Below are 14,050 nucleotides of genomic sequence, written 5' to 3'. Positions count from 1 at the left end.
GCTAGCCTCCTCGTCGAACGCTTTGCAACTATCGCAAGCGGCGGCGGTGGAGTGCATTTGAATTTTGGGAATTTCCGCTTTCTCTCCTGGTTCAATTAAAAAGAGTGGCTTGAAAACCTAAATGCAATCGTCTAATCGTACGGCCGAAATTGGGGATGCGTTTCCTGCGAGCCCGCAGTTATTTTTAAAATACAACTCATGGCCATTATGATAAACAAAGCTGTAAAAGATGTAAAGGGTGGAGTATCCCTTTACCATGTTTGGATGTATCAAGCTTACCATGATCTTATGGCTAAGTACAAAAGAACTTTTTTGGGTTCTTTGTGGATAAGCGGCTCTATGGTGGCCACGTCTTTATCACTTTCAATTATTTTTGGTGGAATTTTTGGGCTGAGTCTTCAGGAGGCATTGCCCTATATCATGAGCGGTATGCTCGCCTTCACTATGGCCGCGTATGTGCTCTATGAGGCCCCTGAAATGTTCATGGCGAATGCGTCCATAATTAGAAATCATGCTTACCCGTTTACATATTATGCTTTTGAAACGACTTGCAAGGCTGTTATCCTGTTCTTTCACAACATGATTGTTTTTTATATATCTATGGCGTTTGTCGGGGGGCCTTTGTTGCCTCATTGGTCACTGATATTCGCGGTGCCAATCGTCATTATCTTCATGTTTTCCTGGGGGATGGTAATGGCGATGATAGCGGCGCGCTTTCGAGATATGCGCTTCCTCTTGCCTTATGTTGGGCAACTTTTGTCCGTACTGACCCCGATTTTTTGGCATCCTACTAACTTAAAGGGCTGGAAGACTGCGCTCGTCGATTTTAATCCGTTCTATGGAACGGTTGAAATTACCAGGCAGGCTTTGATGGGCAGTGTGGCGCCTTCCAAAGTCTGGGTTCTCGCCATCGTTTCAACGGCGCTTGGCGTGATTGTGTGGGCGTTCGCGTTTACCATCAACCGTCGTCGGATTCCCTTCTGGATTTAAAGGCTCGTTATGTCGGTTATTGAAGCGAAGGGTATCGAGTTGTCTTACCCTATCTACTCTATACGTGCGCAGTCGCTGCGTAACGCAATTGCTAATCTGGCCGTTGGCGGCAAGCTGCTAAAGGACGGACATGACGTCGTTCACGTCAAAGCCTTGGAGAATATTAACTTCTCTTTGAACGAAGGAGATCGGCTCGGCATAATCGGTCACAACGGCGCGGGGAAGACGACGTTGCTGAAAGTTCTAGCCGGCGTCTACGAACAGGACAAAGGACATCTTAAGGTCGCTGGCAAGGTATCATCCATGATTGATATTGCATTGGGTATGGATCTGGAGCTGACCGGTCGCGAAAATATCATCATCATGGGGCGTATGAGGGGATACACCACAAAGCAAATTATTCAAAAAATACCTGATATCGTTGATTTCTCAGACTTGGGACAATTTATCGATCTACCGTTGAAGACATATTCTGCTGGTATGACGACGCGTTTGGTTTTTGGTGTCGCTACAAGTCTTGAGCCCGATATCTTGCTAATGGATGAGTGGATTGGAGCTGGTGATGCGAGCTTTTTTCAAAAAGCTCTGGATCGTCTTAACGACATACTCGCTAAATCGCGAGTCATTGTATTGGCTAGTCATAATCAAGATTTGATAAAATCACTTTGCAATAAAGTACTGGTTATGAATAGTGGTTCCCAGATCTTTTTCGGCGACGTGGCTTCATGGGACTTTGAGCATAACAAAGTGGTGGAAAGCTTGGAATAAAGACATGGTCACGTGTACTGTCTGTTTGATCGCGAAAAATGAGGGGCCCTATCTTTTAGAGTGGATCGCTTACTATCGAAATATCGGGTTCGATAAAGTTGTCGTTTACGAAAACAACAGTTCCGACAGTTCTGCTTCATTATTAAAGGCGCTCGCGCGTTCTGGACAAATAATACATCGCCCCTGGAAGCTGGGGGCTAAAGAGTCCCCACAAATTACCGCCTACGTTGATGCTATTGGTAAGGCTGATACAGACTGGATATTTTTTGTTGACTGCGACGAATTTCTGGTTTTGCACAACACGACCCTCAAAAATATGTTGGCGCCCATCCATGCGCGCTCAAACGTAACCGCGATCGGAATAAATTGGCGTATCTTTGGCTCTTCACACCGATCAAAGTGGGAGCCTGGCTTGGTAATTGAGCGATTTACCCGCGCTGCTGCCGCTGATTTCCCAATGAACGATCACCTCAAAAGTTTTCTGCGCATAGGAACGATTGGGCCGCACATTGACATGCACATGAGTGATACGAATGGCCAAATCGTATTTGCTGATGGTGAAGAACTAACGCTTTTATCTCGGGGCCGCTCTAATAAAATTAGGCTCGATTGTGCTCAGATCAATCACTACTACACAAAAACTTATGAGGAATATCTTGTCAAAGCAAAAAGAGGGCAAGCCGGGACAGGTGAAAATTCAGATTTAAAATACTGGTATAATGATGATAGTTTTAAATTGCATGATGTTAACGATGTAGAGGATCTGAGTGCTCTAAATTATCTGGATGATACGCAATTGGAGATCAAGAGATTAAGGAATTTTCTTTGAAATGTTCCAATTTTTTTCTATAAAAACCAAATATCGTATTTCCAATTTTATTTTTAAAATATTGGAGACTCTTCGAGTTGAAAAAAGGTCGCTTATCAGTACTGATTTTCGAGCTGCGCGAGCGAATTCGCGTGCCTTTTCTCTTTCGCCTTCATACTTCGATGGCGAGTTTTACTGCGACGCTTATCCCGATGTGGCGGCTTCGGGAACCGATCCGTTTGTGCATTTCTTTTTACATGGCATTCTGGAAGGTCGAAAGGCGAGGTTCTTTAACCCGGTAGCCTATGCAAAGGCCTATCCCGATGTGGCTGCTCTAGGAAACGATTCTCATAACCATTTTCTGCAATATGGCAAAGAAGAGAATCGACAGGCATTCTACGTATACTTTACGCAGGATGAGGTATTGTCCCGGCGCACGCACTATTCAGATTGGCTGAAGGCTCACTCTGCAATATTGCAATTATCAAAATCTGAGCAAAGGCGCCGGTTAGCAATGTTCAAGAGGCATCCGCTGATCTCTGTCGTTATGCCCGTATATAATCCACCGGTCCCGTTCCTTGTTGAGGCTATCGAGTCTGTTATTCGACAAAGCTATCCAAATTGGGAACTTTGCATTGCAGACGATTGCTCAACAAATCCTGAGATTCGCACAGTACTAGAAGAGTACAAAACTCGGGATAATAGGATACGAGTTTGCTTTCGCGATATTAACGGCCACATATCCGAGGCATCAAACTCTGCTTTGGGTCTAGCGACGGGTGAGTATGTCGCTCTTCTTGATCATGATGATATTTTACCTGAAGATGCTCTCTTCTGGGTAGGTGACGCGATTGATCGCTTCCCTGCGTTGGATGTGATCTACTCTGATGAAGATAAGATTGATGAAATGGGTCGGCGATTTGACCCATATTTCAAAAGTGACTTTAATTATGAGCTTTTTCTGGCTCAGAACATGGTAAGCCACCTTGGCGTGTACAGGCGCGCCCTGGTGGAACGGGTGGGCGGTTTCCGGCGCGGATATGAAGGATCGCAAGATCACGATTTGGCGCTACGTGTCGTGGAGCAAACATTTGTCGACCGCATTCACCACATCCCCAGAGTACTCTACCATTGGCGCGCAATCGCAGGCAGTACGGCTGTAGATGTAAGTGAGAAAAGTTATGCTACACAAGCTGGCGTAAAGGCAGTTCGCGATCACCTCAAGCGCATTGGGGTTGATGCTACAGTAGATATCGCGGATGCAAAGATCGGCCATTATCGTGTGCAATATGCTCTCCGGAATAAAGATGCATTAGTTTCCATTATTATACCCACGCGTGATAGATTAGACTTGCTACGTGTCGCTGTCGAAAGTATATTTTCCAATACCACATACAAAAAATACGAAATCGTAATTATAGATAATGGTAGCATAGAAACGGATACACTCGAATATTTTGCATATCTAAAAGGCCGGGGCGTAAAGATTGTTAGAGATGATCTGACTTTTAATTTTTCCCGCCTAGTGAACATCGGCGTGAAGGAGAGTGCAGGCGAATATATTGTACTATTGAATAATGATATCGAAATAATTACTGATCGTTGGCTCGAAGAGCTTGTTTCGTTTGCACAAATGAAGGACATTGGATGCGTGGGAGCGCGTCTCTGGTATCCGGATCGCACTATACAACATGCAGGTGTTGTATTGGGTATGGGGGGAGTTGCTGGGCATGTTCATAAGCATTTAGATGCAGGCTCAAAGGGCTACTTCTGTCGGGCCGTTCACCACCAGAGTTTTAGTGCCGTGACTGCCGCATGCGTAATGGTACGTAGGGATGTCTTTGGGTTGGTGGGCGGCTTCGATGAAAGTTTGGCTGTAGCCTTCAACGATGTTGATTTCTGTCTTAAAGTTGTCGCTGCAGGTTATCGAAATATCTGGACGCCCTATGCCGAGATGGTTCATCATGAATCGGCCTCACGCGGTGAAGAGACTACCCCTGAGAAACAGAGGCGGTTTCAGGCTGAGGTAGACGCAATGATTGCGCGCTGGGGGGAGAAACTTTATTGGGATCCCGCCTATAATCCAAATCTCAGCCTGGATCACACAGACTTTTCGTTGGCTTGGCCCCCACGTCTTGTCTCTGAAAGAGTCTCGTCAATAGCCTAACACCAATAAGCTAACTGAGCCTGTACCCGGTGTTCCCCTCTGGTAAATCGTCTCGACAATCATATTGGAAAGGGATATTGGGCGAGGAGGGAATGACGCGATTACCTGGTAACCAACTAGGGACCAGGCCTATGCGCGTTGCCCAGGTGCGTAGAGTGGTGGGTATAAGATTGGCGTCATCAGAGCTGGCAAGGAGGGGCAAGTTCGCATATGGGTGGTCACAAGATTTTCTTTAATGCGTACTTAGATCCACGAGCTGGTGGGCCATCGGGTTATCTAGCAAACCTTGCAACTGGGTTGAGTCTAGTGGGAGCAGATGATCGCATACGGATTGTGCCTCAGGGACCTAAGCTGGCACCCGCGCCGGAAGGGGCTCATCCTACAGATGAAGTGTTACGCGGACATTTAGAGAGCTATCTAAATCCTCAGCACATAAAATTGGCACCCTTTCAGTTGGCCCCTCTTCTTGAAGGTGAAACTAAAAGTATTCACGCCCACTTCACTGTTGACGCGCTTAAGGTCATAAACTCTCTGGAAGAAATTGGGCGTCGCGACGTGTCCGTCATCCTAACTAGTCATTGCCCTGAAAGTGTGGCCCTCGAGGCCTCAAACGGTTGGCGACGGAAAGGGTATAATTCGTCCCTTTGCGATCAATACGAATTTGCTCTTCGTGAAATCGAGGCAATTGCTTTCAAAAAGTCGGATGTATGGATTTTTCCGTCTGAGCGGGCCATGGACCCCTATTATGATACTATCCCCGGATTTGCTGATTTGGCTGCAGACAAGGATATTCGCTTCGTTGTTACCGGTGCGCCGCCCGTAACCCTAAGTCATAATGAGCCGCCCGAGAAGAAACGCCTCGGCCTTGAAGGGAAAAAGGTGGTCGCGTTTATGGGGCGACACGAGCCTATTAAAGGGTATGATATATTTGTCGACGCCATGCTGCCGTTGGTTGAGGCAAGGCCGGATTTAGCTGTGGTCGTTGCGGGCCGTTTGGATGGAGTTGTGCCTCCGTCGCATCCGCGCTGGCTAGAAATCGGATGGACATCGTCTCCAGAAGTGCTGTTCTCAATCTCTGATGTTTTTGTTTTGCCTAATCGTCGCACCTACTTTGATCTCGTGCTTATTGAGGCCATGGCGGCTGGTAAGGCGGTTATCGCCTCAGCCACAGGAGGCAATATCTCCGTGTTTGAAATGACATCTGGGGCCCTGGCTCTGTTTGATGGCAGCGTTCAATCGCTCATGAATACAGTGGCGAATTTAATCGATAACCAAGACATTGTTAGTGATCTAGGTTTGCGTGCAAAGCAAGCATACGAAGATTATTTTACATTGGAAAAATTTGCAAAAGGTTACAAAGAAACCATAGGCGAAATCTGGCGAGACTATGCAATAATATAATATAAATCGGAAAGTGAATAGCATAATAGGTGAGATAATATGAATTCGGAATTTCCTACCGGGTATATTGTAAATCCAAATAATAAAATAGCGTTTGTCTTCGCAAAGAGTTGGAAGCAGTATTACTCATGCTCGCCTTTCTATTGGTTTATGTTTTCTAATCATAAGTATGTTGATGTTTATGAATTTGAAGGGTCTGATTTTGTTGGTGAAATCACCCAAATAATTATCCAAAGGGGATACATAGGGGTTGTATTTTGCGAAGTTTGCGCTCCGGCATTTCGAAAATTCGATTTCCCCAAAATGATCGTAACGGATGACCTACATAGATTTTTTAGAAACTACTCGAGAGAGTACTACTCAGAGGTGCACGCCTCCACGCCAGTCCTTTCCGATTACTGCTTGGCGAAGCCTATCTCAGCTTTGCCGCTGTCCGTAAATGAAGTCGCGCGTTCTCAGATGATATACTGTCCGAACTACACGGCACATTATCCTTGGCACAAACCTCATTCGGAACGTAAGGCTCTCGGCATCGCCGGGACGTTGTCAGAGGCTGCATACCCACTGCGTACGCGCATGATTAAGGCGCTTGCAGATCTTGATCCACGGCCTGAACGCTCCGAGTTGCGGGAGAAGTTTATTGAAGTTTTAGGTGAGTATCGGATAGGCCTTACAGATGATGTGGCCTATGGCTCCATTGTTGCTAAGTATTTTGAAATACCTATGGCTGGTTCTCTTCTAATAGCTCCTGAACCACATTCAGAGATAGAAAAATTAATATTAGGTTTCTCTGATGATAATTCTGCCTTGATCCCACGTGCACGTATTTATGACGATGTCTATGTTGAAAAAATAGTTCGTGATGCCGTGGGCGACCTCGAGGGAACGGAGGCTCGTGCAATTAGGGGGCAACAACTATCCATGCGTCGTCATACTGTAGAGGCACGCGTGCGATATATTTGGTCAATATTCCAGCGTATTAATGCGGGAACATGGTCCATAAGAGATCAATTTGACCTTTTCTTGGCATCTGAGTCCCGCTTAGAGGATGAAACTTTGTCTGGCGATATGGCGCCAACTACTTTCGGGGGGCGTATTCTGCTACAAACCTCAGAAGATGCCTCGGTTCGTGCAATTTTGTCAGCCTTAGGTGGTGGCGTAGAGAAGCTAACAATCGTCGCACCCACCGTCACCGAAGGTGAAAGGCTTTTGTCCCAGATCTGCGAGCAGCGCAATGATTTTGAGGTTGAGGTGGTACTTTTTGACCGCACTCGAGTCGAACGGCTGGCGCAGGAAAATGATGTCATTCTCCTTGTGGATGGAGCTAAGGTTACCAGGCCAGAGAAGATCACGGGCATCGGTGGGTGGGTGCATGAACCTAGTGCAGACCATATAAGACAGTCGGCCTTGGCATTTTGGAGGATTGTACGCGATGGTCTTAGGGCGCGCTTTGGAAGTGCGATTATCCATCATACCGAAGAAGAAAGCTTTGATTGGGATTTTGGAGCAATTGACTTCTGGCTTTGGTTGAGCCGAGAAAGATCGGTTAGAGTTAGGGTTGAAAGGGTGCTTCGCGCCGACCCTTATATCGGCATTTTGGCCGCCGATGGCGCTTCAGATGAGGCCGTCACTAAAATCAAAGATGTCTTTATGGCCGAACTGCTTAATGCAAATTCGACGGACCATTGGCAGGTGTTTACGCAGCTCACGCAATACCCCGTTTTTCATGATGTAAAGCGAGTCGATTGGGATGAGAAACAGGCCCGTTATACGAAAGCCATAGGAGATGCTCTCCGTATCTTGATCGATGATGTAACCGCAAATGAAAGCATGGCATCGCGCATGTAGTGCCTGTCGCTGCTCGGGAATGGTGCGGAAAAAAGAATATAAATATAAAGGAAATTATTGTGGAAAAGCTTCAATCTTCCGAATATATCGATGTAGGTGTCGAGCTAGAGAGTTTGCGGCTTCAGCTTTCTCAATTAAAGTTCGCCGCAAAAGCGAGATTAGAACTGCAAAAAGTGGTATACTCGGCGTATCCGCGTGATGAAATTTCTTCTGACGTATCATCTGATCCGCACACAAAAGACTCTATAGATTACATCTGGGATGCACCACGCGACACGCGCTATGCCCATGAAGTGGCGGGTTTCGAAAACGTTCTGTATGTTTTTCATAAGCACTGGGAGGGTATCAGAGCCGCTTGCGGCTCTTTGCCTGGACGGAAGCTGGCATTGACCGATGCTCTGCTTTCTCCAGAAAAGATTTTCCGCCTGGTAGAGGAAATAATCTCAGCTTCTCCCTCTCGTATCGTATTTCACGGAGTATCTCAAAATACGGGCCTCCTTTGTCGTGCCCTAAGCTCTCAGGGTTTGGCGGAGATTGTGTCGATCGTGTTCCATGGCTCCCTTTCGCAATGGTGCAATGAGCCGGAGCGTAGGCTCGCGTTTTTGGCTATAGACCTGAAGGCTGGCGGCCATGTCGGCGCATTGCATTTTATGAAAGCTGGCATTGAAATCCCAGGGGTAAATTTGCATTATCCAATGCTTTTTAACCTTTCGCCGCGTCTTGAGTCGCTTGGCTTGCCCATCATTCAACGACCCGAACAAACGACTGCGTTTATACCGGGCTGGGGAAGCTGGATTAAAAATGTCTATAATTCAGCTTTGGGGGCCGCTCTTAACGAGGATGTACAGCGGGTCGTACACTTTGCTAGCAATCTTGAGCTACCGTTGATGGCCGGCAATAAACTGGAAAAAGTTGTCTTCAAATCCCGCGAAGACACTTTTCTGCAATATGCGACTTCCACTTTTGCTATGAATGTATCTCTCACAGACTGTCATCCCATGGTAAATGTCGAAAGTCAGACTTTGGGCCGCCCATGCATACGAAGTAATCTATTTCTCGATGCCTTAGAGGAGCATCCCTACCTGAAAGTCACTACGGTTGAAAATCCAAACTCTCCTGTAGCCATTCGCGAAACTATCACGCGACTTTTGAAAGTGCCTTCGGATGAGGCAGGAGCTCTTGCCGCAGATTACCAATCTGAGACTGATAAAGTCGGTATTAGTCGCTATAAAGAATTTTTGAAGTTAGGTTGAGCTCATGGGTTCGTTGGTCTTTGTCGGTTGTGAACTATTCCCATTCACGGGTGGGGGCATTGGGCGTGTTAACTATAACATGCTTAAATCGATGTCTGCTGCGGACCGTTCAAGAAGTATCATGGTGCTCTGCGCTCCCGCACCTCAGATAGCAGCATTTAAGGCGATTTTTCCAGAGGTTGCTCTTATAAGCGTCGATTTTGATGCGACCCCTGATCGACATCAACCGGAAGCTCACGCGCCGCCTTCTTGGGCGTACAGCAACACTGTCTGGCACTGGCGGTCATGGCTTGTGTTGCAGGCCCTGAAAGAGTTGTCGTCGAAGGTTGAGATTGACTATCTAGAGTTTCAAGATTGGGGTGGGCTAGCATTTTGCACGCTTCAGGAGAAGCTGGGGGCAGGCTTTCTAAGATCGTCTTGTATAGCTATCCGATTGCATGGAGCTCACGGCGTCCTATTGTCAACAGAGAGATACTATATCCATCCGAATGATCTCAATTTGTTTGATCTCGAGCGAAAGTGTTTACGAGACTGCGATCTTATAATCGGTCAGGTCGCACCATATGCAGATTATGCAAGAAAAGTTTTTGGTTTCACAAAGACGGAGTGGGAGCCTAGGGTAATAATTCATTCACCGCCCGTGCTTATTGAGAATGAGCCAAATAATTTGGCGCTAAAGACGCGACCTATACTCTTTACGTCTAAGCTTCAGCATATAAAACGTCCTGAACTATTTGTTAGAGGAGTGAGTGCATTTTTGCAGACACACGCCAATTATTCAGAAGATGCGTACTTTTGTGCTAGTGGCGTCGAGGCGGGATATACGGCATCAATTAAAGCGATGGTGCCACCATCCTTAGAGGACCGCTTTGTATTTTTAGAAAAATTGAACAATTTTGAACGTAATCAATTAATCGCGAAATCCATTGTCGTGGTCCCTGGGGCATGTGAGTCCTTCTGCCTTGTTGCCTATGAAGCCTCTCTTTTAGGTGCTGTTGTCGTACTAAATCAGACAAACCCCGCATTTGGCGAAGGAACCCCTTGGATCCATGAAGTTAATTGCGTGAAGTTTGATGGAACATCGGCTGGCTTGACCGAGGCTTTGGTTGTCGCCACTCAAATACAAGCTATTGATCAAGTTGATGTTCCATTCAGTTCATGGCCTTGGGATAGGTTCGTACCTTCCAGTGAGCCTTGGTTGGAATTCAAGCAAGAGCCGAAAATCAGTGTCGTGATTGCTCACTATAACATGGGTAAATATTTAATCGAAACTTTAAAATCAGTATTAGATTCTACATATAGTAACATGGAAATTATAATTGTTGATGATGGTTCCACAGACAAATTAAGCCTTAGTATAGTCGATAATTTAGAAAAAAATAATTCGTCGCGCATGAGAATAATCAAGAGTCCTGCTAATGTAGGGTTGGCGGGTGCGCGAAATTTGGGGATTCGGAACGCTGATGGCGAATACATATTAATACTTGATTCGGATGATCTTGTACATGAAAGATTTATAGAGAAATGTGCAAAAGCCTTATATAATAATAGAAATTATGATGTGGTAACTTGCCAAGCCAGCATATTTCTTGATGGCCATCGTCGTCAAGGTGCGTATGAGGTGGGTGACTCAGTTGCATATTCCATCGTGATGGGAGAGCCTCACGTTACGGGAACTATAGAAAATAGATTTTCCACAGCTACTGCTTTGTTCCGAGCGAATGTATTGAAAGAAAATTTATATGATGAGTCGTTGAATATATACGAAGATTGGAATCTATATATTAGAATTTATGAGAGGGGATGCCGTTTTATAGTTTTGCCAGAGGCATACTTCTTTTATAGAAAGCGCGATAACTCTATGCTTAATGCGTCGCGCGATGAAATAAAGAAATCCGCAGATCATCATGACATGCTTAGGCAAGCAGCGCCTGACGCATTTTCATTTGGCTCACGGTATCTAGCTTTGTGTTTAAATAGGGGCTCGAATCCCGAAGTTGTACATTTAAGACAGCAAGTGCACTCTTTAGATTATCAACTCAGTTTAATTGCACCTGCAGTCAATAGTTATGAAAATGCATTGCAGATTTTACAGTCAATAGAAAGTCGGCAATCTGCTAACGGCCTCATCTCAGTTTTTAAAGCCATTAAATCGAATGTTATTGATTACTATACGACTCGAAACAAATCGGAAGAATATAAAGTGATAAAAAAATCTAGTTTGTTCGATGCCGATTGGTATAAAAATACATATGCGGATGTTCGCGAAAGCGGCATAGACCCTATAGAACATTATCTAATGTATGGTAGCATTGAGGGTAGAAACCCTAGTCCGTACTTTGATGGTAATCGATACTTGGATCTTCATCCTGACGTCAAAAGCGAAAATGTAAATCCTTTGTTGCATTTTTTGGTACACGGGATGAACGAGAAACGTAAAATCTAGAGGTATTTGATATGGCTGTACTGGTTACAGGTGGAGCGGGCTATATTGGTAGCCACATGGTGTTAGCGCTTCTTGATGCGGGTGAACATGTAGTCGTTGTTGACGATCTCTCTACTGGGTTTTCAAAAGCTGTGGATAAACGTGCAAAGCTATATGTGAATGATTTTTCAGATATTAATATACTATTGAATTTGCATAATAAATATAATTTTGATGCCGTATTACATTTTGCTGGGTCTGTTGTGGTGCCCGAATCCGTGCAAAATCCTCTAAAATACTTCTCAAATAATACTTGTAAGTCGCTCGCTCTACTAAAATTTATAGTCGAATCATCGATTCCGCACGTCGTTTTTTCTTCAACGGCAGCAGTTTATGGCACGCCTCAGTCTGGTGAACTTGTGTCTGAAGAGTCAAGGCTAGCTCCAGAGTCCCCTTACGGATTGTCGAAGCTAATGACCGAACAAATGTTGCGCGATGCGAGTAGCGCTCACAATTTCTGTTACGCAGCGCTTCGCTACTTCAACGTCGCGGGCGCTGACCCCCTACGGCGTGCGGGCCAGTCTACAGACGGGGCAACACACCTGATCAAGGTGGCGTGTGAGGTTGCGACCGGAAAGCGAGATAGTATCTGGATTTATGGGACAGACTACCCAACGCCTGATGGAACTTGCATTCGCGATTTCATTCATGTCTCAGATCTGGTATCTGCTCACGTCTGCGCGCTTTCATATTTACGGAAAGCAAAGCGGTCTATAATCGCCAACTTGGGATATGGACGGGGTCACAGTGTTCGAGATGTCTTGGCGGCTGTGGAGCGCGTAAGTGGCTGTGTTCTTAGAGTCATACCGACGGAACGACGTCCCGGTGACGCAGTTAAGGTCGTCGCAAATGCGACTTTAGCCAGGGATGTTCTAGAATGGGCGCCTATGCATGACGATTTGAATAAGATCGTCGAGTCTGCATTGGCTTGGGAGGGGGGAAGCAATTTTCGAGTGCCTTACACGCCTTAAGCTTTGTTATGGCTCATTTTTTCAATCCAGTTGTGCGCCCCTAACAGTGATTGGTTTATGACTTGGTCCATATTGAGATACTGGTAAGTGCCGCATCTGCCAATGAAGGTTATACGGCCGTGATCGCTGGCCATTCGCTTATACAGTTCATATAGTTTTTCGTTTGCCCCATCTGCCGTTTTTACAGGATAATATCTTTCCATTTCGTTTTCCAAATAGTCGCACGGCTCTTCAGAGGTTACGGCGTATATTCCATTGTCTATTTTGCAATTATTAGGCAAAACGTCCCAGCATGTCTCGCGTGTAAAAGGACCCATATCTGTAAAATTTGTTGTTGCCCACACGTGTTGTGTGAGCTTTTTTTCATTTCTATGGTGAAATTTAATGGAACGATAAGGCAAGTGCCCGAATGAATAATTGAAATACTCATCAATTGACATTGAATTAAATATGTGTATGTATTCCTTCTCTATTTTTTTGTCGAATTCCATTCTGAGTTGAATTTTTATATTTTCATGACTGAATATTGAAGCGAATAGATTGTCGTACCCATTTGAGGGTAGAGCTTGATATATATCATTTGGGAAGTATCTATCCTCTCCGTCAAATCTTATGGGTATGCGTTTTATTACTGAAGCGTCCATTTCTTCAAGATTTGCTGCCCACATCTTTTCGGTATAGGGACGAAAGAAAAGTTCCGTAAGTTCTTTTCCTATTTTAGAATACAAATAATCCGCAGCATTGTTTATATTTTTATAATTTTCGCCCAGACGCATTATAAATTGTTCCGCTTCTGAAGGATCTTTAAAATTTTTTCCAAAAACAGTTTTTATTGTATCTATATTTATAGGAATCGGAACGAATTGTTTATTCGGTAGTAGAGCACGTACGCGGTGCGTGTATGGGGTCCATTCACTGAACCTAGATAACCATCTCATTACTCTTAAATTAGATGTATGAAAAAGGTGGGGGCCGTACTTATGCACCCTTATGCCGTTTTCATTAATAAAGTCAAATGCGTTTCCGCCTATGTGTGACCTTTTATCTATTACATCTACTTCAAATCCAGCTTCAGCAAGAGTTCTGGAATAGCAGGCGCCTGCAAATCCTGCACCAACGACTAAGATTTTTTTTGAATTGATATTCATGATAATATTTGATTCTGAGTTTATTGATTTAGTTTTGATGTGCATAGCGTAACTTATGCATGATTATGGGATGAGCTGATATATAATTTGGCGACATAGGTCGTTTGAATGCTCCGTTTCCTGCTGGGTAACAAGGGCTGGTATTTAATTTATCACTTTATTTGTCGCGCGAAGTGTTTCAGCTATTTTGATAGTAAGCGGGCACGCACAT

At 45.0% G+C, this 14,050-nt stretch carries 10 protein-coding genes; 9 read left to right on the top strand and 1 reads right to left on the bottom strand.

Translation table 11 applies throughout. The features are described from left to right. Positions 1-198 precede the first annotated feature (198 nt). The 9 genes from AACH73_RS10785 (at position 199) to galE (ending at position 12,691) form a co-directional block, all read left to right on the top strand. On the top strand, positions 199-990 hold the full coding sequence (locus AACH73_RS10785; protein ID WP_338734935.1) for an ABC transporter permease: 792 nt from the start codon (positions 199-201) through the stop codon (positions 988-990). A gap of 9 nt (positions 991-999) precedes the next feature. Beyond that, positions 1,000-1,758: an ABC transporter ATP-binding protein gene (locus AACH73_RS10780; protein WP_338734934.1), complete on the top strand. Its 759-nt coding sequence runs from the start codon at positions 1,000-1,002 to the stop codon at positions 1,756-1,758. Between the two features lie 4 nt (positions 1,759-1,762). Continuing rightward, positions 1,763-2,587: a glycosyltransferase family 2 protein gene (locus AACH73_RS10775; protein WP_338734933.1), complete on the top strand. Its 825-nt coding sequence runs from the start codon at positions 1,763-1,765 to the stop codon at positions 2,585-2,587. Between the two features lies 1 nt (position 2,588). After that, positions 2,589-4,733, top strand: a complete 2,145-nt coding sequence (locus AACH73_RS10770; protein ID WP_338734932.1) for a glycosyltransferase family 2 protein — start codon at positions 2,589-2,591, stop codon at positions 4,731-4,733. A 210-nt stretch (positions 4,734-4,943) separates the two neighbouring features. Continuing rightward, positions 4,944-6,134: a glycosyltransferase family 4 protein gene (locus AACH73_RS10765; protein ID WP_338734931.1), complete on the top strand. Its 1,191-nt coding sequence runs from the start codon at positions 4,944-4,946 to the stop codon at positions 6,132-6,134. 39 nt (positions 6,135-6,173) lie between these two features. After that, positions 6,174-7,982 (top strand): glycosyltransferase, encoded by a 1,809-nt coding sequence (locus AACH73_RS10760; RefSeq protein ID WP_338734930.1) that lies wholly within the window; start codon positions 6,174-6,176, stop codon positions 7,980-7,982. Between the two features lie 59 nt (positions 7,983-8,041). Then, positions 8,042-9,235, top strand: coding sequence for a hypothetical protein (locus tag AACH73_RS10755; RefSeq protein WP_338734929.1), 1,194 nt, complete (start codon positions 8,042-8,044; stop codon positions 9,233-9,235). A gap of 4 nt (positions 9,236-9,239) precedes the next feature. Further along, entirely contained in the window at positions 9,240-11,681 is a 2,442-nt protein-coding gene (locus tag AACH73_RS10750; RefSeq protein ID WP_338734928.1) for a glycosyltransferase, read from the top strand. 11 nt (positions 11,682-11,692) lie between these two features. Further along, the gene (gene galE, locus AACH73_RS10745) at positions 11,693-12,691 is read left to right on the top strand and encodes a UDP-glucose 4-epimerase GalE (protein ID WP_338734927.1); all 999 of its coding nucleotides are present in this window, start codon (positions 11,693-11,695) and stop codon (positions 12,689-12,691) included. Here the strand turns inward: galE and AACH73_RS10740 are convergent. After that, complete coding sequence (locus AACH73_RS10740; RefSeq protein WP_338734926.1) at positions 12,688-13,884, bottom strand: UDP-galactopyranose mutase; 1,197 nt, start codon at positions 13,882-13,884, stop codon at positions 12,688-12,690. The genes galE and AACH73_RS10740 overlap by 4 nt on opposite strands. Positions 13,885-14,050 lie beyond the last annotated feature (166 nt).

This window comes from Asticcacaulis sp. DW145, assembly GCF_037101385.1.
GTDB classification, from domain to species: Bacteria; Pseudomonadota; Alphaproteobacteria; order Caulobacterales; family Caulobacteraceae; genus Asticcacaulis; species Asticcacaulis currens.
This window is presented reverse-complemented; position numbering and strand designations above follow the sequence as displayed.

Excerpts from the sequence above, each read along its gene's own strand:
- AACH73_RS10785 (WP_338734935.1), top strand. The coding sequence starts at position 199 with ATGGCCATTATGATAAACAAAGCTGTAAAAGATGTAAAGGGTGGAGTA.
- AACH73_RS10780 (WP_338734934.1), top strand. The coding sequence starts at position 1,000 with ATGTCGGTTATTGAAGCGAAGGGTATCGAGTTGTCTTACCCTATCTAC.
- AACH73_RS10775 (WP_338734933.1), top strand. The coding sequence starts at position 1,763 with ATGGTCACGTGTACTGTCTGTTTGATCGCGAAAAATGAGGGGCCCTAT.
- AACH73_RS10770 (WP_338734932.1), top strand. The coding sequence starts at position 2,589 with ATGTTCCAATTTTTTTCTATAAAAACCAAATATCGTATTTCCAATTTT.
- AACH73_RS10765 (WP_338734931.1), top strand. The coding sequence starts at position 4,944 with ATGGGTGGTCACAAGATTTTCTTTAATGCGTACTTAGATCCACGAGCT.
- AACH73_RS10760 (WP_338734930.1), top strand. The coding sequence starts at position 6,174 with ATGAATTCGGAATTTCCTACCGGGTATATTGTAAATCCAAATAATAAA.
- AACH73_RS10750 (WP_338734928.1), top strand. The coding sequence starts at position 9,240 with ATGGGTTCGTTGGTCTTTGTCGGTTGTGAACTATTCCCATTCACGGGT.
- galE (WP_338734927.1), top strand. The coding sequence starts at position 11,693 with ATGGCTGTACTGGTTACAGGTGGAGCGGGCTATATTGGTAGCCACATG.
- AACH73_RS10740 (WP_338734926.1), bottom strand. The coding sequence starts at position 13,884 with ATGCACATCAAAACTAAATCAATAAACTCAGAATCAAATATTATCATG.